Source organism: Streptomyces sp. NPDC018000 (assembly GCF_044328025.1).
In the GTDB taxonomy this organism is placed as follows: domain Bacteria; phylum Actinomycetota; class Actinomycetes; order Streptomycetales; family Streptomycetaceae; genus Streptomyces.
Window position 1 is genome coordinate 230,721 of record NZ_JBIRGM010000006.1, and the last position, 23,357, is coordinate 254,077.

At 70.2% G+C, this 23,357-nt stretch carries 20 protein-coding genes and 1 pseudogene; 16 read left to right on the forward strand and 5 right to left on the reverse strand.

Annotated features, from left to right (window positions below):
• The first annotated feature begins 11 nt into the window (after window positions 1–11).
• A complete protein-coding gene (gene argH, locus ACH4EW_RS17055; protein ID WP_398257388.1) occupies window positions 12–1,445 on the forward strand; it encodes an argininosuccinate lyase in 1,434 nt (477 codons plus the stop codon).
• 182 nt (window positions 1,446–1,627) lie between these two features.
• Complete coding sequence (locus tag ACH4EW_RS17060; protein WP_398257391.1) at window positions 1,628–2,599, forward strand: aldo/keto reductase; 972 nt, start codon at window positions 1,628–1,630, stop codon at window positions 2,597–2,599.
• 99 nt (window positions 2,600–2,698) lie between these two features.
• Here the strand turns inward: ACH4EW_RS17060 and ACH4EW_RS17065 are convergent.
• Window positions 2,699–3,212 (reverse strand): annotated as a pseudogene (locus tag ACH4EW_RS17065) (hypothetical protein).
• Window positions 3,213–3,294: 82 nt separating this feature from the next.
• Here ACH4EW_RS17065 and ACH4EW_RS17070 point away from each other — a divergent pair.
• Window positions 3,295–3,846, forward strand: a complete 552-nt coding sequence (locus tag ACH4EW_RS17070) for a TetR/AcrR family transcriptional regulator (protein ID WP_398257394.1) — start codon at window positions 3,295–3,297, stop codon at window positions 3,844–3,846.
• Window positions 3,843–5,387, forward strand: a complete 1,545-nt coding sequence (locus ACH4EW_RS17075) for an MFS transporter (protein ID WP_398257397.1) — start codon at window positions 3,843–3,845, stop codon at window positions 5,385–5,387. The genes ACH4EW_RS17070 and ACH4EW_RS17075 overlap by 4 nt, the downstream gene beginning before the upstream one ends.
• Before the next feature lie 101 nt (window positions 5,388–5,488).
• Here ACH4EW_RS17075 and ACH4EW_RS17080 read toward each other — a convergent pair whose 3' ends face one another.
• Window positions 5,489–6,160, reverse strand: a complete 672-nt coding sequence (locus ACH4EW_RS17080) for a 1-acyl-sn-glycerol-3-phosphate acyltransferase (protein WP_266363024.1) — start codon at window positions 6,158–6,160, stop codon at window positions 5,489–5,491.
• Between the two features lie 233 nt (window positions 6,161–6,393).
• On the opposite strand from ACH4EW_RS17080, the gene ACH4EW_RS17085 reads away from it, so the two are divergent.
• The 3 genes from ACH4EW_RS17085 to ACH4EW_RS17095 all read left to right on the forward strand — a co-directional run bounded on the left by ACH4EW_RS17085 (window position 6,394) and on the right by ACH4EW_RS17095 (window position 8,784).
• On the forward strand, window positions 6,394–7,584 hold the full coding sequence (locus ACH4EW_RS17085) for a glycerophosphodiester phosphodiesterase (protein WP_398257400.1): 1,191 nt from the start codon (window positions 6,394–6,396) through the stop codon (window positions 7,582–7,584).
• Between the two features lie 94 nt (window positions 7,585–7,678).
• Complete coding sequence (locus tag ACH4EW_RS17090; protein WP_398257403.1) at window positions 7,679–8,290, forward strand: RNA polymerase sigma factor; 612 nt, start codon at window positions 7,679–7,681, stop codon at window positions 8,288–8,290.
• Complete coding sequence (locus ACH4EW_RS17095) at window positions 8,281–8,784, forward strand: GNAT family N-acetyltransferase (protein WP_398257406.1); 504 nt, start codon at window positions 8,281–8,283, stop codon at window positions 8,782–8,784. The genes ACH4EW_RS17090 and ACH4EW_RS17095 overlap by 10 nt, the downstream gene beginning before the upstream one ends.
• Window positions 8,785–8,848: 64 nt before the next feature.
• On the opposite strand, the gene ACH4EW_RS17100 is transcribed toward ACH4EW_RS17095, so the two are convergent.
• Both ACH4EW_RS17100 and ACH4EW_RS17105 read right to left on the reverse strand, forming a co-directional pair.
• Window positions 8,849–9,286 carry a hypothetical protein gene (locus tag ACH4EW_RS17100; RefSeq protein ID WP_398257409.1) on the reverse strand — a complete coding sequence of 146 codons (438 nt, stop codon included), beginning with the start codon at window positions 9,284–9,286 and terminating at the stop codon, window positions 8,849–8,851.
• Window positions 9,287–9,288: 2 nt separating this feature from the next.
• Entirely contained in the window at window positions 9,289–9,648 is a 360-nt protein-coding gene (locus ACH4EW_RS17105) for a hypothetical protein (protein WP_398257412.1), read from the reverse strand.
• A gap of 92 nt (window positions 9,649–9,740) precedes the next feature.
• Between ACH4EW_RS17105 and ACH4EW_RS17110 the strand changes: the two genes are divergently transcribed.
• The 9 genes from ACH4EW_RS17110 to ACH4EW_RS17150 all read left to right on the forward strand — a co-directional run bounded on the left by ACH4EW_RS17110 (window position 9,741) and on the right by ACH4EW_RS17150 (window position 21,714).
• Window positions 9,741–10,388 carry an HAD family hydrolase gene (locus ACH4EW_RS17110; protein WP_398257414.1) on the forward strand — a complete coding sequence of 216 codons (648 nt, stop codon included), beginning with the start codon at window positions 9,741–9,743 and terminating at the stop codon, window positions 10,386–10,388.
• A 394-nt stretch (window positions 10,389–10,782) separates the two neighbouring features.
• Window positions 10,783–11,844: a methionine ABC transporter ATP-binding protein gene (locus ACH4EW_RS17115; protein ID WP_398257417.1), complete on the forward strand. Its 1,062-nt coding sequence runs from the start codon at window positions 10,783–10,785 to the stop codon at window positions 11,842–11,844.
• Entirely contained in the window at window positions 11,841–12,512 is a 672-nt protein-coding gene (locus ACH4EW_RS17120) for a methionine ABC transporter permease (protein ID WP_398257420.1), read from the forward strand. Before ACH4EW_RS17115 ends, ACH4EW_RS17120 begins: the two co-directional genes overlap by 4 nt.
• Before the next feature lie 72 nt (window positions 12,513–12,584).
• Window positions 12,585–13,451: a MetQ/NlpA family ABC transporter substrate-binding protein gene (locus tag ACH4EW_RS17125; RefSeq protein WP_398257422.1), complete on the forward strand. Its 867-nt coding sequence runs from the start codon at window positions 12,585–12,587 to the stop codon at window positions 13,449–13,451.
• 103 nt (window positions 13,452–13,554) lie between these two features.
• On the forward strand, window positions 13,555–14,241 hold the full coding sequence (locus ACH4EW_RS17130; RefSeq protein ID WP_398257425.1) for a GNAT family N-acetyltransferase: 687 nt from the start codon (window positions 13,555–13,557) through the stop codon (window positions 14,239–14,241).
• 106 nt (window positions 14,242–14,347) lie between these two features.
• Window positions 14,348–15,586, forward strand: coding sequence for a precorrin-6y C5,15-methyltransferase (decarboxylating) subunit CbiE (cbiE, locus tag ACH4EW_RS17135; RefSeq protein ID WP_398257428.1), 1,239 nt, complete (start codon window positions 14,348–14,350; stop codon window positions 15,584–15,586).
• 333 nt (window positions 15,587–15,919) lie between these two features.
• Complete coding sequence (gene cobT / locus ACH4EW_RS17140) at window positions 15,920–19,306, forward strand: nicotinate-nucleotide--dimethylbenzimidazole phosphoribosyltransferase (protein WP_398257431.1); 3,387 nt, start codon at window positions 15,920–15,922, stop codon at window positions 19,304–19,306.
• Between the two features lie 228 nt (window positions 19,307–19,534).
• The gene (cobA, locus tag ACH4EW_RS17145; RefSeq protein WP_398257434.1) at window positions 19,535–20,830 is read left to right on the forward strand and encodes a uroporphyrinogen-III C-methyltransferase; all 1,296 of its coding nucleotides are present in this window, start codon (window positions 19,535–19,537) and stop codon (window positions 20,828–20,830) included.
• A 65-nt stretch (window positions 20,831–20,895) separates the two neighbouring features.
• On the forward strand, window positions 20,896–21,714 hold the full coding sequence (locus ACH4EW_RS17150; RefSeq protein ID WP_398257437.1) for a TrmH family RNA methyltransferase: 819 nt from the start codon (window positions 20,896–20,898) through the stop codon (window positions 21,712–21,714).
• A gap of 4 nt (window positions 21,715–21,718) precedes the next feature.
• Here the strand turns inward: ACH4EW_RS17150 and ACH4EW_RS17155 are convergent, their stop codons facing one another.
• Window positions 21,719–23,086 carry a protein kinase gene (locus ACH4EW_RS17155; RefSeq protein WP_398257439.1) on the reverse strand — a complete coding sequence of 456 codons (1,368 nt, stop codon included), beginning with the start codon at window positions 23,084–23,086 and terminating at the stop codon, window positions 21,719–21,721.
• Between the last annotated feature and the right edge of the window lie 271 nt (window positions 23,087–23,357).

Consider the following 23,357-nt stretch of genomic DNA (forward strand, 5'->3'; position numbering starts at 1 on the left):
AGGAGCATGCAGTGAGCAACGGCAACGGCAACAGCGATGTACGCCTCTGGGGCGCCCGCTTCGCCGACGGTCCGGCCGAGGCACTGGCCAAGCTGTCCGCCTCCGTCCACTTCGACTGGCGGCTCGCGCCGTACGACATCGCCGGCTCCCGTGCCCATGCGCGAGTGCTGAACAAGGCGGGCCTGCTCGCCGAGGACGAGCTGAACCGCATGATCGCCGGTCTCGACCAGCTCGAATCCGATGTCGCCGACGGTTCGTTCACCGGCACCGTCGCCGACGAGGACGTGCACACCGCGCTGGAGCGCGGCCTGCTTGAGCGCCTCGGCCCGGACCTCGGCGGGAAGCTGCGGGCCGGCCGGTCCCGTAACGACCAGATCGCCACGCTCTTCCGGATGTACCTGCGTGATCACGCCCGGATCATCGGCGGTCTCATCGCCGAGCTGCAGGGCGCTCTGATCGGCCTCGCCGAGGCGCACCCGGACGTTGCGATGCCCGGTCGTACGCATCTGCAGCACGCCCAGCCGGTGCTCTTCGCCCACCACGTCCTGGCCCATGTGCAGTCCCTGTCCCGGGACGCCGAGCGGCTGCGTCAGTGGGACGAGCGGACGGCTGTCTCCCCGTACGGCTCCGGCGCACTGGCCGGGTCGTCTCTCGGGCTCGACCCGGAGGCGGTCGCCGCCGACCTCGGCTTCGAGCATGGTTCCGTCGCCAACTCCATCGACGGCACGGCCTCCCGCGACTTCGTCGCCGAGTTCGCGTTCATCACCGCGATGATCGGCGTCGATCTCTCCCGGATCGCGGAGGAGGTCATCATCTGGAACACGAAGGAGTTCTCCTTCGTGACCCTGCACGACGCCTTCTCCACCGGCTCCTCGATCATGCCGCAGAAGAAGAACCCGGACATCGCCGAGCTGGCCCGCGGCAAGTCGGGCCGGCTGATCGGTAATCTGACGGGTCTGATGGCCACGCTGAAGGCCCTCCCACTCGCGTACAACCGCGACCTCCAGGAGGACAAGGAGCCGGTCTTCGACTCCTGTGACCAGCTCGAAGTCCTGCTGCCCGCGTTCACCGGAATGATGGCCACGCTCACCGTCAACCGCGAGCGCATGGAGCAGCTGGCTCCGGCAGGCTTCTCGCTCGCCACCGACATCGCCGAGTGGCTGGTCAAGCAGGGCGTGCCGTTCCGCGTCGCGCACGAGGTCGCGGGCGAGTGCGTCAAGGAGTGCGAGCAGCACGGCATCGAGCTCGACGAGCTGACCGATGAGCAGTTCGCGACGATCTCCGAGCACCTCACCCCCGAGGTCCGCACGGTCCTCAATGTGGCCGGTGCGCTCGCGTCCCGCAGCGGCCGCGGTGGTACGGCCCCGTCGGCCGTGGCCGTCCAGCTCGCCGAGGTCAAGGCCGACCTCGCCGTCCAGCAGGCGTGGGCCACCGCGAAGAACTGACCGCACAGACCCGGCATTGCCGAAGGCGAATCGAGGCGGGGAGCGGCCGTACGCTCCCCGCCTTTCGGTTGTCCCGAGCTGAGACCGGCCGGCAAGTGGGGGTGGCATCGGACACCCCCACTTGCCGGCCGGTCTGAGTTACGTTGACGTGGTGAGCGCACCCGATCGACGAGGAGCCCACGATGCCTTTCGCCCGGCTGGCAACAGCGACGACTCCGACCGCCCACATCGGGCTCGGCCTGGCAGCGGTCGGCAGGCCCGGCTACATCAACCTCCACCGCGACCGCGATCTGCCCGGGGACCGCAGCGTCGAAGCGCTGCGTGACCGCACGCACGAGCTGCTGGATGCCGCCTATGCCCAGGGCGTCCGCTACTTCGACGTGGCCCGCTCCTACGGCCGTTCGGAGGAGTTCCTGGCCGAGTGGCTGACGTTGCGCCCGGAAGTGCGCGATGTCGTCATCGGCAGCAAGTGGGGCTACACCTACACCGCCGACTGGAGCGTCGAAGCCGAGGCGCACGAGGTCAAGGACCACAGCCTCGCCATGTTCGAACGCCAGCGCGCAGAGACCGACGCGCTCCTCGGTGACCGCCTCGACCTCTACCAGATCCACTCCGTGACCGCCGACAGCCCGGCCCTCACCGACAAGGAGCTGCACGCACGGCTCGCCGCACTTGCCGCGGAGGGGGTCAGTGTCGGCCTGTCCACCAGCGGGCCGGCCCAGGCCGACGCCATCCGGGCCGCTCTTGCCGTCACGGTCGACGGCAAGCCGCTCTTCCGTACGGTCCAGGCCACATACAACCTCCTGGAGACCTCGGCCGGAGCAGCGCTCGCCGAGGCCCATGACGCCGGGCTCACCGTGATCGTCAAGGAAGCCATGGCCAACGGCCGGCTCGCCGGAACGGAAGCCCCCGCCGTGGTCCAGGAGATCGCCGCCGAGGCCGGCCTGGGCAGTGACGCGGTCGCCCTGGCGTTCGTACTGCACCAGCCGTGGGCCGGTGTGGTGCTCTCCGGTGCGGCGACCGTCAACCAGCTCGCCGGAAACCTGCACGCTGCCGTCGTCGACCTCGACGTGGAGCGGCGCGCCCGGCTCGACGCGCTTGTGGAGGAGCCGGAGGCGTACTGGCGACACCGCGCCGGGCTGCCGTGGAGCTGACCGGGCGCGCCCGGCGCCTGTGACACGGCCGGTGCGTCCGGCCCGGGGCGGGCGGCACCGAGCGCCCCTGGGCGCGCGGCCCGTACGGCGGGCTCGGTGTCAGCTGCCACGGCGGCCGTCCGCCCACACGGCCAGCTTCTCGAAATCGGCCGGCAGCAGCCCGATCCGCGGGTCGATCCACAGCAGCAGCGTCTCGCCCGCCCCCTGCCCCGAGACCCACTCCCGGTCCTGCTCGGCGATCTCGTCGTCGACCCAGGCGAACGGCCGGCCTGCCGCGTACTCCACGACGTACTGCGTCTTCCAGTACGTACCGTCCGGCGCGCCGCCATGCATCGACGGCCAGTCGATGTACGGCAGTGGGGGCAGTCCGAGCCGCGGCCCGATCCACGCGTTGGCCTCGTCCTTCCGTCGCCCAGACCAGTTCGTAACGGCCGGCGAGGGCCAGCAGCGCCTGGCCGTGTGCCGGATTGAGCAGGACGGGCAGCGGCGGGCCGTAGTCCCACCCCGTGGGCCGCATCAGATGCATCGCATACCCATACGGGATCCGGCGGAGCATCAGCGCCGCGTACGGATTCAGCGGACCGTCGATGTCGATCAGCAGCAGCGGCTTCATGCCGACATCGTCCTCTCTCCGTTCCGTGGGGGGCGACGTCTTCCGTGAGACATTTCTGTCTCATATGGTTTATGGTTGTCTCATGACTTTTGACCGTGAGCAGGTGCTGCGCAGCGCCGCCGCCCTGCTGACCCGTAAATCGACCGCCACCATGGACGAGGTCGCCAAGGCCGCAGGCATCGGACGCGCCACGCTGCACCGGCACTTCGCCGGACGGGACACCCTGGTCAAAGCATTGGAGAACCTGGGAATCCAGGAGTTCGAAGCGGCCCTCGACGAGGCCGCGCTCGACGAGGGGAGCTGCGAGGAGGGGCTGCGCCGACTCGTCGCGGCCGTCGAGCCGAGCGCCGGACTGCTCTCGTTCCTCGTCACCGAGAACCAGCTCTTCGAGGGCGACGAGGTGAACGAGGGCTGGAACCGGCTCGACGCCCGGGTCTCCGCCTTCTTCCGGCGCGGCCAGGAGCGTGGCGAGTTCCGGATCGATCTCACCCCCGCCTGGCTGACCGAGGCCCTCTACAGTCTCTTCTCCGCCGGCGCCTGGGCCGTCCAGGCGGGCCGGGTCGCCGGGCAGGACTTCCAGTACATGATCGTCGAGCTGCTGCTCGGCGGTGCACGCCGGAGCGTGGAGCGATGACCAGTCTCGAACAGCGCGTGGAGACCTCGCAGGAGCTGCGCCGTCCGGGGCGGTGGATCGCCCTGGGCGTCCTCGTCCTCGCCGTGCTGCTGGTGGCCGTGGATGCCACAGTCCTCGGCCTCGCCACCCCCTATCTCACCGAGGACCTCAAGCCGTCCGGCACCCAGCTGCTCTGGATCGGCGACGTCTACTCCTTCGTCATCGCCGGGCTCCTCGTCTCGATGGGCAGCCTCGGCGACCGCATCGGCCGCAAGAAGCTGCTGCTGACCGGTGCCGTGGCCTTCGGCGCAGTCTCCGTGCTCAATGCGTACGCGAGCACGCCCGAGATGATGATCCTGGCGCGGGCGCTGCTCGGTGTCGCGGGTGCCACCCTGATGCCGTCCACGCTCGCCCTGATCCGCAACCTCTTCCACGATCCGCGCGAGCGCAGTTTCGCCATCGGTATCTGGGGAGCCATGGCCTCCGCGGGTGCGGCCGTCGGACCCGTCGTCGGCGGGTTCCTCCTGGAGCACTTCTGGTGGGGATCGGTCTTCCTGATCAACCTGCCGGTCATGGCCGTCCTGGTGGCCGTCGGCATCAAAATGATTCCGGAGTCGAAGAATCCGGCACCGGGCCCGTGGGACCTGGTCAGCGTGGCGCTCTCCTTCATCGGCATGATCGGAGTCGTATACGCCATCAAGGAGATGGCCGCGCACGGCGTGACTTGGGGGATCGCTGTCGCGGGCGTCGGCGGCCTGGCCGCGCTCTGCTGGTTCGTACGCAGGCAGCTCACGCTCCCCGCACCCCTGCTGGACATGCGGCTCTTCCACCACCGGGGTTTCTCGGGTGCGGTCCTCGCCGATCTGCTGACCATCCTCGGCCTGTCCGGGCTCGTCTTCTTCCTCTCCCAGTTCCTGCAACTGGTACAAGGACGCGGGCCGCTGGAGGCCGGACTCGCCGAACTGCCCGCAGCCGTCGGTGCGGTCACCGCAGGTCTGATCGCGGGCCGGGCGGCCCGGCGCTACTCGGTGCGGTCGGTGGTTTCCGTCGGCCTCGGGGCGATCGGCCTGGCGCTCGCCGCGGTCACCCTGATGCACAAGGAGACCGCATATCCGCTGATCGGTGCGGTGCTGCTGGTGGTCGGCGTCGGTGCGGGCCTTGCCTTCACCGTCACCTCCGATGTGATCCTCTCCAGCGTCCCCAAGGAGCAGGCCGGCTCCGCGAGCGCGGTCTCGGAGACGGCGTACGAACTCGGCGCGGCCCTCGGCATCGCCCTGCTCGGCTCCGTCGTCACCGGCGTCTACCAGGGCTTCGCCACCCCGGAGGGCGTCCCGTCCGCCAACGCCGCAGCGGCTCATGAATCGCTGGGCGGCGCCGTCGAAGCGGCCCACGGTCTTCCGGCGCAGCAGGCGAGCGCACTGGTCTCCGCGGCACAGGAGTCGTTCGTCGACGGACTGCAGCTGGCCGCGGGTGTCGGCGCAGCGGTCCTGCTGACGACGGCCGTCGCCGCCTGGTTCCTGTTGCGCGGTCAGAGGCTGGAGGACGGCATCGTCCACGAGTAGTCGCCGCCCCTTGGGCCGTACGAGTTGTGACGACATACGGAAGGGCCCGTCCCACCAACCCGGGTACGGGCCCTTCCGTATGCCCTGCGCCGCGTGTCAGCTCACGCGGCCTTGGCCTTGGTCGCATACATGTCGACGTACTCCTGACCGGACAGCCGCATCACCTCGGCCATCACGGAGTCGGTCACCGCCCGCAGTACATAGCGGTCGCGGTCCATGCCCTCGTAGCGGGAGAACTCCATCGGTGCACCGAAACGGACCGTCACCTTGCCGGGACGCGGCAGACCGGCACCACCGGGCTGCAGCTTGTCCGTACCGATCATCGCGAACGGAACCACCGGTGCACCCGTCATCAGCGTCAGCCGGGCGATGCCCGTACGGCCCCGGTAGAGGCGGCCGTCGGGCGAGCGGGTGCCCTCCGGGTAGATGGCGAACGCCTTGCCCTCCTCCAGCACCCGACGGCCCGTCATCAGCGCCGCGACACCGCCGCGGCCGCCGTCACGGTCCACCGGGATCATGCCGCAGCCCGTGAAGAACCAGGCCATCGCCCGGCCCTTGAGCCCCTTGCCCGTCACGTACTCGTCCTTGCCGATGTAGGAAACCTGCCGGTCGCAGCAGATCGGCATGATCATCGAGTCGATGAACGTCAGATGGTTGCCCGCGAGGATCACCGGACCGTCTCCGGGAATGTTCTCCACACCCTCCACCTGGGGGCGGAACATCAGACGCAAGATCGGTCCGAGCACTGCCTTGATGAGTGCGTGTCGGGACAACGGTTCCTCCGGTGTAGTGGCCGGGCCGGCCGAGGCGCGGGATCGTGACGTTCCATGCAGGTGAGGACCATACTCGCGGGAACTCGCCCATCGCACATCGGGTTCATCGAGTGGATACCCGGTGTCGACATGAGTTTCCGCCATGTTCGTCCAGGGGCTGCTCCTTCGACGGTACGACTCCCTACGCTCAGGCCTCGCCGACAGGTGCCAGACATCACACGCGAGGAGCATTCATGACAGAGCGCGCGCAGGCAGGTCCCGGCCGCAGAACCCTGCTGGGGGCGGGAGCCGCCGTGCTGGGCACGGCCGCTCTCGGGCTGGCCGGCAGCCCGGCCTACGCCGCCGAAAGCGCTGGCGGGAAGGCCGCCGAACGGGCCGGCGGCCACGGCGGCGGACACGGATTCCGCCTCGACCTGCCGGTGCCCACCGTCATCGGACACCGCGGCGCCAGCGGCTACCGGCCCGAGCACACTCTCGGCTCCTACCAACTGGCTCTCGACATGGGCGCGCACATCATCGAGCAGGACCTGGTGCCGACCAAGGACGGCCACCTCGTCTGCCGTCACGAGAACGACATCACCGCCACCACCGATGTCTCCGCCCACTCCGAGTTCGCGAGCCGCAGAACCACGAAGAAGGTCGACGGGGTCTCCCTCACCGGCTGGTTCACCGAGGACTTCACCCTCGCCGAACTGAAAACGCTCCGCGCCAAGGAGCGCATCCCCGGCACCCGTCAGAAGAACACGCTCTACGACGGCCGCTGGGAGATCCCCACGTTCGAAGAGGTGCTCCAGTGGGCCGACCGCGAGGGCCGCAAGCGCGGCAAGCAGGTCTGGCTGTACGTCGAGACCAAACACCCCACCTACTTCCGCAGCCTCGGCCTCGGACTCGAAGAGCCCCTCGCCAAGCTGCTGCGCCGCTACAACCGCCACCGCAAGCAGTCGCCGCTCATCCTCCAGTCCTTCGAGCCCGGCAGCATTCAGCGGCTGGCCGGACTCGTCGCCACCCCGCGCGTCGTACTGCTCTCCGGCGCGCGCGAGCGGCCCTGGGACTTCGTGACGTCCGGCGATCCGCGCACCGTCGCCGACCTGGTGAAGCCCGAGGGCCTGAAATGGATGGCGTCCTTCGCCCAGGGCATCGGACCCACTCTGGACCTGATCATTCCCAAGGACGCCTCGGGCCGGCTCACCGCACCGACCGCCCTGGTGAAGGACGCCCACGCCCAGGGCCTGGTCCTGCACCCGTACACCATGCGCAACGAGAACACCTTCCTGCCCGCCGACTTCCGGCGCGGCACGGACCCCAACGCCTACGGTGACGCATTCGGCGCGTTCCAGGCGTACTTTGCGACGGGTATCGACGGGATCTTCTCCGACAACCCGGACACCGCTCTTCTCGCCGCGGCGGACTTCGCCGCGAAGTGACACCGGCGTCAGCACCCGGCCGGGGCGTGCTCCGGTCGGGTGGTGCTCGCCGGGCGAGGCAACCGGCCGCCGGCAAAGGTGCGTCGGCCGGGGCATGACGCTTCCCGATCTGGCCCCCACAGGGACCGCCGCCCCCGCGGCTGTCGTCCATGCCCTGTATCCACTGGTGAGCGCCGAGGCCACGGCCGAGGCGGCCGCCTCGGCAACGGGCGCGGCCATCGAACCCGCCGATCTCGAACAGGCCGTCTGGCTGCGGCTGCTGGAGCGGCTCGCACAGGACGGGCCGCCGGTGGACAGGGCGCGCTGGGTGCGGCACGCCGTACGGGCGGAGGCCCGACGGGCCCGCCGTACCGTCCGGCACGAACGCCCCTACCGTGACGAGACCTCCGCGGATCCGGCCGGCTGCCCGGAGCGGATCGCCGTCGGCGCCGACGAACGCCGGGCGCTGCGCGCCGCGGTGGACCGGCTGCCCGGCCGGTGTGCCCGGCTGCTGCACGCGATGCTCGCGCCCGGTGATCCCACCTACCGGGAAATCGCAGGGAAGTTGGGTATGTCACAGGGGAGTTTGGGCCCGATCCGTTCCCGATGCCTTGGATGTCTGCGCAGAATGCTCGCGGCGGAGGTTGTAGCTCCTGAACTGTGGGGAAAGGAGCGTGAGAAACAACCGATGGATCAGGTGGGCGGAGGCATGCGCACATGGGCATGAGCGTGATCATCTCGGCGGCGACGGCACAGGACGCCGAACAGATCTTGAAACTTCAGTACCTCTGCTTCCAGAGCGAGGCGGAACTCTACGGGAACTACCGGATCGACCCGCTCGTCCAGACCCTCGATTCGGTGCGCGCGGAGATTGCCACGAATCTGGTGTTCGTGGCGCGGCTGGGTGACGAAGTCGTCGGTTCGGTCCGTGGATCCACCGATCAGGACGGCACCGGGGAGATCGGGAGGCTCTGTGTGCACCCGCGGCTCCAGGGGCACGGGCTCGGCGCCCGGCTGCTGCGGGCCGCCGAGTCGGGACTCGTCGACGAGCGGTCGGCCACCCGCTTCCGGTTGCACACCGGGCATCGCAGCGAGAGCAATCTGCGGCTCTACCAGCGGGCGGGTTACGCCCCCGTGGGCAATGAGACGGGCCAGGACGGCGTCCGGATGATCTTGCTGGAGAAGGACGCGACCGCGCCCGCCTACGTGGCCAGCGCCTAGGGCGTGTTCCGGAAGTCCCGTCTGGCCGGGGGCGTCTGGCACGCGTTCTCGGTCCTCGTGCGGCTTACGCCGTCTTCGCCCGGCGCAGCCACATCATCCCGGTGATCGGCAGGATCACCGGGATGAACAGATAGCCCATGCCGAAGTCGGACCAGACGGTGGCGTCCGCGAACGCCGAGGGCTCCACCATCGTCCAGGTCCCCACGACCAGTACACCCAGGAGCTCGGCGGCGCAGCACGCCAGCGCCGACCTGCGCGCCCTCTCACCACCGCGCACCAGCGAGTACGTGATGAATCCGTACACGACAGCGGCCACGGCCGACAGCACATAGGCGAGCGGCGCCTTGTCGAAGTCCAGGATCATCTGGACGATCGAGCGGGAGGCCGCCGCGACGGTGAACACCCCGTAGAACCAGAGCAGTACCCGGCCGGGACCGGCGCCCAGGTCGAAGGGCTGCTTCTCGCCGGTGGCCGCTGCGGGGGTGCGATCGGTGTCGGTCACGGTCAGTTTCCCCAGATGTCGTAGAGCCGTACTTCGAGGACGGCCAGCACGACCGCGCCCGCCGCCACCGTCACCGAACCCCATCGGGTCCGCTCGGTGAGCGACAGGAAACCGGCCGCGGGTACGGCGAGGAAAGCCCCGATCAGATACGCGATGAAGATCGTCATACCCTGCTCGGGCCGCTCGCCCCGGGACAGCTGCACGATGCCCACCACCAGCTGGGCCAGCGCCAGCAGCGAGACCATGGCCATTCCGATGAAGTGCCAGTCCTTGGTCGGCTGGTCCCGGTATGCGGCGAATCCGCACCAGGCGGCGAGGGCGAGCGCGGTCACGGCGACCGCGATCGTCAGGGCGTCAAGCATGAGGTGAGGGTATTACGGACCCAAAGGCCCCTTGCGTGCGCCCCCGTACCCGGAGGGCATGGCCCGAGGGCGAGGCCCTAGTGTCGATGCACATGAAGATCCATGCCGAAGCCCTGCTGTTCGACAACGACGGAACGCTGCTCTCCTCGATCGAGTCGGTGTACCGCTGCTGGACCCGGTGGGCCCAGGAGTACGGGATGACGGCGGAGGACTTCCAGGGCGTCGAACTGCACGGCCGGACGGCCGGCGAAATCATCGCCGAGCTGCTGCCCCCCGACCGGGTCGACGGGGCCCTGGCCCGGATAGAACAGTTGGAGATCGAGGACGCACCCGGCGGAGTCGTGATCCTGCCCGGCACCAAGGAGCTGCTCGGTGCGCTGCCCGCGCACCGATGGGCCGTCGTCACCTCCGCCACCCGACCGCTCGGCGAGGCCCGGCTGCGCGAAGTGGGGGTCGACTTCCCCGTGATGGTCGCCGCCGAGGACGTCACCCGGGGCAAGCCCGACCCCGAGCCCTACCTCCTGGCCGCCGGGCGCCTCGGCGTCGACCCGGCCCGCTGCGTGGTCTTCGAGGACGCCCCCGCCGGACTGCGGGCCGGGCGGGCGGCAGGCATGAAGACCGTGGCCTTGGCCACAACACATGACCGTTCCGAGCTGGACGCGGATGTGGTCGTCGATAACCTCTCTGCCATATCAGTGCAGGTCACGGACGAGGGAGTGGAAATCACGACAGTCGGCTGAACCGGCTCGCACCACTATCCACGGCTGTCCGCCATGCGGACAGGCGGGTCGGACGGAACGTTACGTCTGTTTTACTTGGCGCATGACCACGACGAGTAATCGCACCCTTGCGACCGAGGCGATCACGACGCCCGGTGCTCGTTGCATGTGTCGAATGCGCGCCTTCTGAGGGCCCCCGCCTGAGCCTCGCGCCCCGAAGCGAGACCGAGTCAGAGCCGTCCGCATCCGGCGGAACGAGCCTGCCCGAGCACCGCTGTGCGGCCACCCGCGGCAGTCAGCCGTGCCGAGACCCCCGCTTGGAACGTCCGATCGAAACGTCCCAGCAGTCTCATCAGACGAATGCCCCGTGCCCGGCGGACATCGCGCCGCGCACTCGACAGTGACGGAAACCCCTGTGATCACCACTTCGGGCCTCACGAAGGTCTACCAGTCGCGCGGACGCCAGGTCACAGCCCTGGACGGCGTCGACCTGCACGTCCGCGAGGGCGAGGTGTACGGCGTCATCGGACAGAGCGGCGCCGGAAAATCCTCCCTGATCCGCTGCATCAACCTTCTGGAACGTCCCACCTCCGGCACCGTGACCGTGGCCGGCCAGGACCTCACCGCCCTCGCCGGTCGCCGCCGCCGGGCCGGCAAGGAACTGCGCGAGGCGCGCAGTCGCATCGGCATGGTCTTCCAGCACTTCAACCTGCTGGCCTCGCGGAACGTGCAGGACAACGTCGAACTCCCGCTGGAGATCCTCGGTGTCTACGGCAAGGACCGCTCCCGCAAGGCCCTCGAACTCCTCGACCTGGTAGGCCTCGCCGACAAGGCCAAGGCCTACCCCGGCCAGCTCTCCGGCGGTCAGAAGCAGCGCGTCGGCATCGCCCGCGCGCTCGCCGGAGACCCCAAGGTGCTGCTCTCCGACGAGGCGACCTCCGCCCTCGACCCCGAGACCACCCGCTCCATCCTCCAGTTGCTGCGCGACCTCAACCAGCAGCTCGGCCTGACCGTCCTGCTCATCACCCACGAGATGGACGTCGTCAAGACGATCTGCGACTCCGCCGCGCTGATGCAGAAGGGACGCATCGTCGAGTCGGGCACCGTCGGCGAACTGCTCGCCACCCCCGGCTCCGAACTGGCCCACGAGCTGTTCCCCGTCGGCGCCACGGCCTCCGGCCCCGATCGCACGGTCGTCGACGTCACCTTCCACGGCGAAGCCGCAACCCAGCCGGTGATCTCGCAGCTCTCCCGTACGTACAACATCGACATCTCGATCCTGGGCGCCGCGATGGACACCGTCGGCGGCAACCAGATCGGCCGGATGCGCATCGAACTGCCCGGCCGTTTCGAGGACAACGTCGTGCCGATCGGCTTCCTGCGCGAGCAGGGACTCCAGGCCGAGGTCGTGGAGCACGACGCCGCCTCCAGCCCCGTACAGACCCCCGCCCCGCTCACCGAGGAGGTGGCGAAGTGACCTGGTCCGAAATGCAGCCGCTGCTCATCCAGGGAACCGTCGACACCCTTTACATGGTGCTCTGGTCCGCGGTCGTCACCGTTCTCGTGGGGCTGCCGCTCGGCATCGTGCTGGTCCTCACCGACAAGGGCGGACTGCTCCAGAACACCCCGGTGAACAAGGTCATCGGCGTGATCGTGAACATCGGCCGCTCGCTGCCGTTCATCATCCTGCTGATTGCCCTGATCCCCTTCACCACCTGGGTCGTCGGCACCTTCATCGGCCCGACCGCGATGATCGTGCCGCTCTCCGTCGGCGCCATCCCGTTCTTCGCGCGGCTCGTCGAGACGGCCGTCCGCGAGGTCGACCACGGGCTCGTCGAGGCCGTCCAGTCGATGGGCGGATCCATCCCGACGATCGTCCGCAAGGTGCTGCTGCCGCAGGCACTGCCCTCGCTCATCTCCGGCGTCACCACCACCGTCATCGTGCTCATCGGCTACTCCGCGATGGCCGGCGCGGTCGGCGGCGAAGGCCTCGGGTCCAAGGCCGTGACCTACGGATTCCAGCGCTTCGACAACCGGTTCATGCTCGTCACCGTCGCGCTGCTGATCGTCATCGTGTCCGTGATCCAGCTGATCGGCGACGCAGCCGTACGCCTGCTGGCCCGCCGGGGCCGCACCACCACCTGAGACTTCCTCTCCACTCAAGCCCGAACTCCTTGTCCGGGCGCACCACCTCACCACCAGAAAGAGGCACTTTTCGTGCGTAAGAACATCAAGATCACCGCAGCTGCCGCCGCTACCGCCGCCCTCGCTTTCGGCCTCACCGCCTGCGGCACGTCGTCCGACCCGGCGTCCAAGAGCAAGACCGGCGCCGAGGCCGACACCTCCAAGGCGCTCGTCGTCGCCGCGTCCCCGACGCCGCACGCCGACATCCTGAACTTCGTCGAGAAGAACCTGGCGGCGAAGGAGGGCCTCAAGCTGGAGGTCAAGGAGTTCACGGACTACGTCCTGCCGAACACCGCCACCGAGACCGCCCAGGTCGACGCCAACTTCTTCCAGCACCAGCCCTACCTCGACGACTTCAACAAGAAGAACAACACCCACCTCGTCTCCGTCGGCACCGTCCACCTGGAGCCCCTCGGCCTCTACTCCAAGAAGGTCAAGTCCATCGGCGACATCAAGCCCGGCCAGACGATCGCGGTGCCCAACGACACCACGAACGAGGGCCGCGCCCTCCAGCTGCTCGCCGAGAACGGCCTGATCACCCTCAAGGCCGGTGTCGGCACCGACGCCAAGCTGAGCGACATCACCGACAAGAAGGGCCTGGAGTTCAAGGAGCTGGAGGCCGCAACCGTGCCCCGCGCCCTGAACGATGTCGACGCCGCCGTCATCAACGGCAACTACGCCATCGAGGCCGAGCTCAAGCCCTCCAAGGACGCCCTGGCGCTGGAGAAGGCCGACGGCAACCCGTACGCCAACATCATCGCCGTGAAGAAGGGCAACGAGAACGACCCCCGCGTCCAGAAGCTCGTGAAGCTCCTCCACTCCGACGAGGTCAAGAAGTTCATCGAGGACACCTACCAGGGCTCGGTCATCCCGGCCTCCGGTACCGCCGCCAAGTCCTGACACCTGCACGGAATCCGTCCGACGGACCCCGCGCACCCCATCAGGGGGGCGCGGGGCTCCGTCGGGACGGACCCGCCCATGCGCAACGCCCGCCCGATGCTGCATGCTGTGCCTTTACACGGTCTTCGGCATGGAGCTGCGCATGACTTCCACCTTTCCGGACATCTCCATCAGCACGGATCGGTTGGTGCTGCGCCCCTTCGACATGGTGGACGTTCCCGCGTACATCGAGATGATGAACGACGAACTCGTCACCGCCTGGACCGACGCCCCTCACCCCTACACCCAGGTCGACGCCGAACGCTGGGTCCGCAGGATCGCTCCCGCACAGCGCACCACGGGCGACGGCATCGTCTTCGCCGTCACCGAATTCCTCACCCAGCGACTCGTCGGCTCGGTCCGCCTGCACAACACCGACTGGCGCACCCTCGCCACCGAGGCCGCCTACATCACCGCTCCCTGGGCACGCGGCGAGGGATACGCCACCGAGTCCGTACTGGCGATGGCCCAGTGGCTCTTCCGCGACCAGGGCTTCGAGCGCATCGAACTGCGCACCGCCGCCGACAACACCGCTTCCCAGCAGGTCGCCCAGAAGCTCGGCTGCATCAGCGAGGGCGTCCTGCGCAACGCCCGCATAGCGCGCACCCGTACCGAGAACGGCACAGACGGAGGCTGGACCGACATCAGGACCGACCTGATCGTCTGGGGTCTGCTTCCCGAGGACCTCGAAGGCGTTGCCGAGCAGCTCGCCGACGCGGGCGGCTACGGCGCCTACAACGACTGGAACTGACCCCTGAAGGGGGCCTCGCGCCGGATTGGTACGGAGCGGGTACTCTCACCCTGCCCGCCCTTCACGGGCATTTCCACCTGCGACAACTCCAGGAGACTGACGACAGATGGCCGATCGGGTCACCGTGATCGGCTGGGACGGCTCACCACTGACCGCAGCGGCCACAGCCGCGCTCTCGGCCGCCACACTCGTCGCCGGAGCCGCCCACCACCTCGCACTGCCCGAAGTTCCGGTGCACGCCGAACGGATCCGCCTGGGCTCCATCGACCTGGCCGCCCGCCGGATCGCCGGACACCGCGGCAGCGCCGTGGTCCTCGCCGACGGAGACCCCGGTTTCTTCGGAGTCGTACGCAATCTCCGCGCGCCCGAACACGGCCTCGAAGTCGAAGTGGTGCCCGCCGTGTCCTCCGTCGCCACCGCCTTCGCACGCGCCGGGATGCCGTGGGAGGACGCCCAGATCGTCGTCGCCCACCCCCGCACCCTGCGCCGCGCCGTCAACGTCTGCCGCGCCCACCACAAGGTCGCCGTCCTCACCTCGCCCGGCGCGGGACCCGTCGAACTCGCCCTGCTCCTCGAAGGCGTCCACCGCACCTTCGTCATCTGCGAGGAACTCGGCACCGCACGCGAACAGGTCAGCGTCGTCACCTCCGAGAAGGCCGCCGACCATGTCTGGCGCGACCCCAACGTGGTGATCGTCATCGGCGGCGGCCCCGAACCGCAGGCCACCGGCGCCTGGATCGCCGGCCGTCACCCCGCCTACCCCCGTGGTGTACGCGGCTGGGCACTGCCCTCTCAGGCGTATCCGGGCGGCGCCGCGGACGCCGGGGACGAGAGCGGCGAGGGCGAGTCCCCGGGGCTGCGCGCCGCCCAACTGGCCCTCCTGGGCCCCCGTACCGGAGACCTCCTGTGGGACATCGGCTCCGGCAGCGGGGCCCTGGCGGTGGAGGCCGCCCGCTTCGGGGCGGCGGTCCTGGCCGTCGACAGCGACCCGGCGGCCTGCGCCCGCACCGCGGCGTCGGCCCGGTTCTTCGGAGTCCAGCTCCAGGTCGTCGAGGGCAGGGCACCCCATGTGCTGGAACGGCTGCCGGAGCCCGATGTCGTACGGATCGGAGGCGGGGGAGTCCCCGTCGTCACCGCCGTCACCGAGCGCCGGCCGGAGCGCATCGTGACCCATGCGTCGACGCGCGACGAGGCCGAGGCACTCGGCGCAGCACTCACCGGGAACGGGTACACCGTCCGATGTTCGCTCCTCCAGTCCGTCGAACTCGACACGGTCGCATGGTCGGAGAGCGAACGCTCGGTCGTGTTCCTGCTCTCGGCGCTGCGTTCGGACCTCGCCCCGTGACCCGGTCGGCGTACAGCGCGAGGTAGGCTGGCCGATCGTTGCACCGCGGCTGGACGTTCGTCGTTTCGTTCGTCAATGTCTGGAAAAGGGGACCGTTTTGGCCCCTGTTGTGGTACGGCAGAACCGGGGGATGCGCGACGTGGCGCAGTCCACAGCGGGCCGTGGCGAAATGAGCTGCCGCGGCGGCGAACGGCCGCGAGAATGCAGTATGTCCGTGACCGTTTCGTGCCGCGCGGCGCGCCCGCTCGTTCTTGTTGACGAGCGCCGGCGTGCCGTGGTCGGGCGTCCCGGGCGAAGGGCCGAAGGAGCACTGACGATGGGCGAGGGGTACGCATGAGTGACACCGGCCAGATCCCGGGTGAGGGACTGCCGGAGAACGCAGGGATGGTGGAGCAGCCGGGCATCGCCGCCCCGGATGCCTACACCTACCTCGCTCCCTCCGAGCATGTGTCCGAGGACGACGATCTCCTGCTGATGCCGAGCCCCCAGGGCGCCTGGGGCGACCCGCAGACGGTACCGGCCCCCGGTCAGTACCCCGCGGGTGTCGCCGCGCAGGCACTGCTGCCCGAACAGGGCGCCCACCAGGCCCAGCCCTCACCACAGGCGGTCCGCTCCCAGTCGGCCGGCGAGACTCCCGCGCAGCCCCAGGGGCCCGTGCAGGTCCAGGTGCAGGAACCCGTTCAGGCACAGGTCGAGGAGGCGTACGCCGCACAGCAGCCGGTGGCCGAGACCCAGCCCGAGTCCGGCCGGGGGACGCACGAGTCCGGTGGTCGCGACTCCGGTTCGGTGGACCTGACGGACGTACGCATCCCGTCGCCCACCCCGGCTCCCGCTCCGGCCACCCCGGCTCCCGCTCCGGCCACGGCGGCGCAGACCCAGGCCCCGGCGCGCCGACCGCTGCATCGCGGACCGGTCGTGGCAGACGGCGGCCCGTCCTACGGCGGAACGCCGACCGGTGGCGTGGTCCGCTCGCTGGCCGACCGCGGCCCCGCGGGCGCGCCCCAGGCGCAGGCCCAGCCCCAGGCCCCCGCACGGCACGCCGGGCCGCCGGCCACCGGGCCCGAGCACCTCGAGACGCCGGTTGACGAGGCGGCCGCGCTGCCGGGCCCGCAGCTCGGTGAGGCCCTGCCGCAGAGCGGGAGCCCGTGGGCGGCCGAGGCGCCGCAGCCGGTTGTTCCTCCGGCGGCGGCGGAAACGGTCGTGCCGGAGCCGGTCGCCGACCCGGAACCGGCGGTACATCAGGCAGCACAGCCGGTGCAGCCGGTGCAGGTCGCTCCGGTCGTGGTGCCGGAAGCCGTGAGCGCTCCCGAGGCCGATGAGGTACCGGCCGCTGTCGGGACGCCCGTCGAGGTTCCGGTAGACGTTTCGGCAGAAGCAGAAGCAGAAGCAGAAGCAGAAGCAGAAGCAGAAGCAGAGGTGCCTGCCGAAGTTGCGGCCGTCGCACCGGAGGACGTCGCGGAAGCCGCACCCGTGGGCCAGTTCGTGCCTGTGGAGGGTTCGGTGCCGACGACCCCGCACATGGCCCCGGCGCCCGTCGTCGAGCAGGCCGTGGAATCAGAGCCCGAGCCCGAGCCCGAGCGCGTGGCGTTCGTGATGGCGCCGGTCCAGCCCGCCCAGCCCGAGGCCGCCGAGTCCGCTCAAGCGGTCGAGGCCGCTGAGCCCGTCGAGAACGTCGCGCCCGCCGAAACTCCTGAGCCGGTCCCCGCCTCTGTCCCCAGCCCCAGCCCCACCCCCGTCCCCGAGGCCGAGGCCGAGGTTCTGACGGCGGCTGAGCCGGAGCCCGAAGCGGGCCCGGAAGTCATCGAGACCCCGGACGTCACGTCCCCCACGAAGACTCCAGAGGCCACGGGGACCGCGCCTGTGGAGCCCGCACGGACCGAGGTCCAGCCCGAGCCTCAGCTCCAGCCTGAGCCTCAGCTCCAGCCACACGCCGAGGAAGCGGAAGCCCCCGAGGCATCCGAGTCCGACGAGACCGAGGCTCCCGCCTCCGCGCCGGCCCCGGGCTACGACGACGCAGAGCGCGAGGCAGTGCTCCGGGTCATGCGCGAGCGGCGCGACATCCGCAACGGCTTCCGCAGCGATCCAATTCCGCACGAGGTACTGCTCCGCGTCCTCGAAGCCGCGCACACTGCGCCCAGCGTCGGCCACTCGCAGCCCTGGGACTTCGTCGTCATCCGCTCGGCGGAGACCCGTCGTTCCATGCTCGAACTGGCACAGCGCCAACGCGAGGAGTACGCCAAGTCGCTTCCCAAGGGCCGGGCCAAGCAGTTCAAGGAACTGAAGATCGAGGCCATCCTCGACACCCCGGTCAACATCGTCGTCACCGCCGACCCCACCCGCGGCGGCCGCCACACCCTCGGCCGGCACACCCAACCGCAGATGGCCCCGTACTCCTCGGCGCTCGCCGTCGAGAACCTGTGGCTCGCCGCCCGCGCCGAAGGCCTCGGCGTCGGCTGGGTCAGCTTCTTCGACGAGCGCGAGATGGTCCGCGCCCTCGGCCTGCCCGAGCACCTCGAAGTCGTCGCGTACCTCTGTGTCGGTTACGTCGACGAGTTCCCCGAGGAGCCCGAGCTGATGCAGGCAGGCTGGTCCAAGCGCCGCCCGCTGTCCTGGGTCGTCCACGAGGAGACGTACGGTCGCCGCGCCCTGCCCGGCGAGGAACCGCACGACCTGCTGCAGGAGACCATCTCCAACATCCGTCCGCTGGACGCCAAGGCGCTTGGCGAGGCGTGGGAACGCCAGAAGCGGATGACCAAGCCCGCTGGTGCGCTCGGCATGCTGGAGATCATCTCCGCGCAGCTGTCGGGACTCTCCCGGATGTGCCCGCCGCCGATCCCTGAGCCCGCGGGCGTCGCGATCTTCGCGGGGGACCACGGGGTGCACGCCCAGGGCGTCACCGCGTGGCCCCAGGAGGTCACCGGCCAGATGGTCGCCAACTTCCTCGGCGGCGGCGCGGTCTGCAACGCGTTCGCGGCCCAGGTCGGTGCCGAGGTGTGCGTGGTCGATGTCGGCGTGGCCATGGAACTGCCCGCGACGCCCGGCCTTCTTCCCCGCAAGGTGCGTGCCGGAACGGCCGACTTCACGACCGGCCCGGCCCTCACCCGCGAAGAGGTCCTCGCGGCCGTCGAGGTCGGCATCGAGACCGCCCGCGATCTGGTCGCGGCAGGCAACAAGGGCCTGCTCATCGGCGAGATGGGCATCGCGAACACCACCGCGTCGGCCGCACTGATCTGCGTGTACACGGGCCTGGACCCGGCCGAGGTGACCGGTCGCGGTACCGGCATCAACGACGAGATGCACGCCCGCAAGGTCGATGTGGTCCGCCGGGCCCTCGAACTCCACCAGCCCGACCCGACCGACCCGATCGGTGTCCTGGCATCGGTCGGCGGCCTCGAACACGCGGCGATGGCCGGCTTCCTGCTGGGAGGTGCCTCGCTGCGTACGCCCGTCATCCTCGACGGCGTGAGCGCGGGCGCCGCGGCCCTCGTCGCCCGGGCGATCGCCCCCGAGGCCCTCGCCGCCTGCATCGCCGGCCACCGCAGCGCCGAGCCCGGCCATGTCGCCGCACTCAACAAGCTGGGCCTGCGCCCGCTGGTCGACCTCGACCTCCGCCTCGGCGAAGGCACGGGTGCTCTGCTGGCGCTGCCGATCGTGCAGAGTGCGGCGCGGGCGATGCATGAGGTGGCGACGTTCGACTCGGCAGGCGTCACGGAGAAGTAGTCCCTCCTCCGGACCCCAGCCCCTCCGTCGTTCGAGGGGCGGGGCCCAGTGGCGGAGCCCCCGGTCACGGGAAGGACGGGCCGGGGAACAGGCCCGCCGCAGGCGCCCCTACTGCACCGCACCACCCGGGCACCCCAACCCGTATCGTGGACCCCGTCCCACGAACCCGCACGTCACAGCCGCTCCACCGCCGCATTCCGTCCCCTGCATGAGGAGCCAGCACCCGCCATGGCCGAGCACGCAGATCACGCCGATCACCCTGCGTACCCCGTCGGACTGCGTCTCAGCGGCCGCCGAGTCGTCGTGGTCGGCGGCGGCCAGGTCGCCCAGCGCCGCCTCCCCGCGCTCATCGCGGCAGGTGCCGACATCGTCCTCGTGTCGCCGGCCGCGACCCCGTCCGTCGAGGCGATGGCCGACGCCGGTGAGATCCGCTGGGAGCGCCGCCCGTACGCCGACGGTGACCTGGCCGACACCTGGTACGCCCTCATCGTGTCCGACGACACCTCGGCGAACGACGCCGCCTCCGCCGAGGCCGAGCGCACCCGCACCTGGTGCGTCCGCAGCGACAACGCCGACGCCGCCACTGCCTGGACCCCGGCCACCGGCCGCAGCGAGGGCGTGACCGTCGCCGTCCTCACCACTGACACCCACGGCCGTGACCCGCGCCACTGTGCCGCCGTCCGCGACGCCGTCGTCGAGGGCCTGCGCGACGGCACCCTCGCCGCACCCCACCACCGCACCCGGACACCCGGTGTCGCGCTGGTCGGCGGCGGCCCCGGCGACCCGGACCTGATCACGGTGCGAGGCCGCCGCCTCCTCGCCGAGGCCGACGTCGTCATCGCAGACCGCCTCGGCCCGCGCGATCTGCTCGACGAACTCCCGCCGCACGTCGAGGTGATCGACGCCGCGAAGATCCCGTACGGCCGCTACATGGCCCAGGAAGCGATCAACCAGGCGCTCATCGAGCACGCCAAGGCGGGCAAAGCCGTCGTACGGCTCAAGGGCGGCGACCCGTTCGTCTTCGGCCGTGGCATGGAGGAGGCCCAGGCGCTCGCGGCCGAAGGCATCGCCTGCACCGTCGTCCCCGGCATCTCCAGCTCGATCTCCGTGCCCGGCGCGGCCGGAATTCCCGTCACCCATCGCGGCGTGGCGCATGAGTTCACCGTCGTGAGCGGTCATGTAGCCCCCGACGACGAGCGCTCGCTGGTCGACTGGCCGGCTCTCGCCAAGCTGCGCGGCACGCTTGTGCTCCTGATGGCCGTCGACAAGATCGGCGCCATCGCCCGCACTCTCATTGCCCACGGCAAGGCCCCCGAGACCCCGGTCGCCCTCGTCCAGGAGGGCACCATGGCAGCCCAGCGCCGGGTCGACGCAACGCTTGCGACCGTCGCCGAACGGGCCGTTGCCGAAGACGTACGTCCCCCGGCCGTCATCGTCATCGGCGACGTCGTCGCTGTCGGCGCGAGCGCCGCTCCTTCCCTGCCGAACAGCCGGCGCGAGCGCCGCCCGCACCCCGCCGAGTAACCAGCGGTAGCGGATCTTCTCCCAAGCCGTTGGCACCACACACCGGACAAGGCAGTATCGAACCCGTGGCTGATCTCATCACCGTCGACGACCCCGACGACCCCCGTCTGCGCGACTACACCGGACTCACCGATGTCGAACTCCGACGCAGGCGAGAGCCCGCCGAAGGCCTCTTCATCGCCGAGGGCGAGAAGGTGATCAGACGCGCCAGGCATGCCGGGTACGAGATGCGGTCGATGCTGCTCTCGGCGAAGTGGGTCGATCTGATGCGCGACGTCATCGACGAGGTCCCGGCCCCGGTGTACGCGGTCAGCCCCGAGCTCGCCGAACGTGTCACCGGATACCACGTCCACCGCGGGGCCCTCGCCTCGATGCAGCGCAAACCGCTGCCGACGGCAGACGAACTGCTGGCGACGACCCGCCGGGTGGTCGTCATGGAGGCCGTCAACGACCACACCAACATCGGGGCGATCTTCCGCAGCGCCGCCGCCCTCGGCATGGACGCCGTACTGCTCTCCCCGGACTGCGCCGACCCGCTCTACCGGCGTTCCGTCAAGGTCTCGATGGGTGCGGTCTTCTCCGTCCCGTACGCCCGTCTCGACACCTGGCCCAAGGGCCTGGAGACCGTACGGGAAGCGGGCTTCAAACTCCTCGCGCTGACCCCGGACGAAAAGGCCGGCAGCATCGACGAGGCGGCACCGCACCGGATGGACAAGGTGGCGCTCATGCTCGGTGCCGAGGGCGACGGACTGTCCACCCAGGCCCTGGTCGCCGCCGACGAATGGGTGCGCATCCCGATGGCGCACGGAGTCGACTCGCTGAACGTGGGAGCGGCCGCCGCGGTCGCGTTCTACGCGGTGGCATCGGGCCGCCCGCAGAACTGACCGCCTACTGAGACTGCGGGCCCTGGTCCGGGGTCCGGCCCTGCGTCTGGTTCTGGAGCTGGCCCTGGGACTGCGTCCGGCTCTCGCTCGTGCCCAGCCCGCGGGCCGGCCCCTGGCAGCCCTGTGCCGCCGCGATGCCCAGTGCCGCCAGCAGCGTCACCACGACGAAGACGACGAGACGCTGCCGCAGCAGCCGCGGATTGGCGGGACGCCGCCCCGCCGAAGTCTTACGGGCCCCGGGCCGAGTGCCCGGTCGGCCGTTCGCCCCGTTCGTGCCCTGCGGGCGCCTGCCGGAGCGCGTGGTGTTGCGCGGCGGCTGATGCTGCTGAGGGCGCGAACCACCGGTGCGCGGCGACCCTGCCCGCGACGACCCTGCCCGCGACGACGCGGCCTGCCGACTGCTTCGAGGTTGCTTCGTCCTCTGCTGACGGGGTGCCGGGGGGGCCGTACGCCGGGTCTGCTGCTCGGTGTACGGGCCGTCGATACGACCGGTCGGCCGGTCCAGCTCCTGTGCCGAACGCTGAGCGGGCGGACGGCTCTCGTGCAGACCCTGCGCCTCCCGCGCCGCGATCTCCTTGAGCCGCATGGAGAGTTGAAGCGTGCTCGGCCGCTCCTCCGGGTCCTTCGCCAGGCAGGCGCTCACCAGTGGTGCGAGCGCGTCATGCACGTCGTACAACTGCGGTTCCTCATGCACCACGCGGTACAGCATCACCTCGGAACTGCCGTGCCCGAAAGGCGAGTCGGCCATCGCCGCGTACGCCAGCGTGGCACCGAGCGAGAACACGTCCGTCGCGGGCGTCACCGCCGCGCCGCGAACCTGCTCCGGCGCCAGGAATCCCGGCGAGCCCACCGCCGTACCTACATGCGTGAGCGTGCTCGCCCCGGTCGCCCAGGCGATCCCGAAGTCGATGATCCGGGGGCCCTTGGGGGAGAGGAGGATGTTCGACGGCTTGAGGTCACGGTGGACGACACCGGCCTCGTGCACCGCCACCAGGCCCTCGGAGAGCGCCGCCCCGATCGAGGCCACCTCGGCCGCCGACAGCGGGCCCTCCTCGGCCACCTTGTCGTGCAGTGAGGGCCCCGGGACGTACTGCGTGGCGAACCACGGGCGGTCCGCCTCCAGATCTGCGGCAACCAGACGCGCCGTACAGCCACCGCGGATCCGTCGCGCGGCGGACACCTCGCGCGCGAACCGCGAGCGGAACTCCTGGTCCTCCGCCAGATCCGGACGGATCACCTTCAGCGCCACCCGCTGGCCCCGCCGGTCCGAACCGAGATAGACGACCCCCATGCCGCCCGCCCCGAGCCGCCGGTGCAGCCTGAACGAGCCGACGACACGCGGGTCCTCGCGCCGGAGCCGCATCATCGCCATGTCTGCCCATCCCCGCTGCCTGGTACGCCTGATGAAGCACAGCTTACGTACCCGGCGCCCGGGGCGCTCAGAGGCCGCGCCCTCGCCCACCGATCGATTGTCGGTGCGCGGCACGGTCCATGACAGTGCGTGGGCCCCGAGCGGCTCCCGCGCCGGACGGATCCGGGCCTCAAAGGCGTTGCGACGGTGCGGGGTTGACGGACGAGCGGAAACGACGGGCCGCAGGGCGTGGATGCCGGACCGGGCGCGACGCGGACTTCTCCGGTGGCAC

Excerpts from the sequence above, each read along its gene's own strand:
- ACH4EW_RS17130 (WP_398257425.1), top strand. The coding sequence starts at position 13,555 with ATGCTGTGCCTTTACACGGTCTTCGGCATGGAGCTGCGCATGACTTCC.
- cobT (WP_398257431.1), top strand. The coding sequence starts at position 15,920 with ATGAGTGACACCGGCCAGATCCCGGGTGAGGGACTGCCGGAGAACGCA.
- ACH4EW_RS17105 (WP_398257412.1), bottom strand. The coding sequence starts at position 9,648 with ATGCTTGACGCCCTGACGATCGCGGTCGCCGTGACCGCGCTCGCCCTC.
- cbiE (WP_398257428.1), top strand. The coding sequence starts at position 14,348 with ATGGCCGATCGGGTCACCGTGATCGGCTGGGACGGCTCACCACTGACC.
- cobA (WP_398257434.1), top strand. The coding sequence starts at position 19,535 with ATGGCCGAGCACGCAGATCACGCCGATCACCCTGCGTACCCCGTCGGA.
- ACH4EW_RS17110 (WP_398257414.1), top strand. The coding sequence starts at position 9,741 with ATGAAGATCCATGCCGAAGCCCTGCTGTTCGACAACGACGGAACGCTG.
- ACH4EW_RS17070 (WP_398257394.1), top strand. The coding sequence starts at position 3,295 with ATGACTTTTGACCGTGAGCAGGTGCTGCGCAGCGCCGCCGCCCTGCTG.
- ACH4EW_RS17060 (WP_398257391.1), top strand. The coding sequence starts at position 1,628 with ATGCCTTTCGCCCGGCTGGCAACAGCGACGACTCCGACCGCCCACATC.
- ACH4EW_RS17090 (WP_398257403.1), top strand. The coding sequence starts at position 7,679 with ATGACGCTTCCCGATCTGGCCCCCACAGGGACCGCCGCCCCCGCGGCT.
- ACH4EW_RS17155 (WP_398257439.1), bottom strand. The coding sequence starts at position 23,086 with ATGGCGATGATGCGGCTCCGGCGCGAGGACCCGCGTGTCGTCGGCTCG.
- ACH4EW_RS17085 (WP_398257400.1), top strand. The coding sequence starts at position 6,394 with ATGACAGAGCGCGCGCAGGCAGGTCCCGGCCGCAGAACCCTGCTGGGG.
- ACH4EW_RS17095 (WP_398257406.1), top strand. The coding sequence starts at position 8,281 with ATGGGCATGAGCGTGATCATCTCGGCGGCGACGGCACAGGACGCCGAA.
- ACH4EW_RS17075 (WP_398257397.1), top strand. The coding sequence starts at position 3,843 with ATGACCAGTCTCGAACAGCGCGTGGAGACCTCGCAGGAGCTGCGCCGT.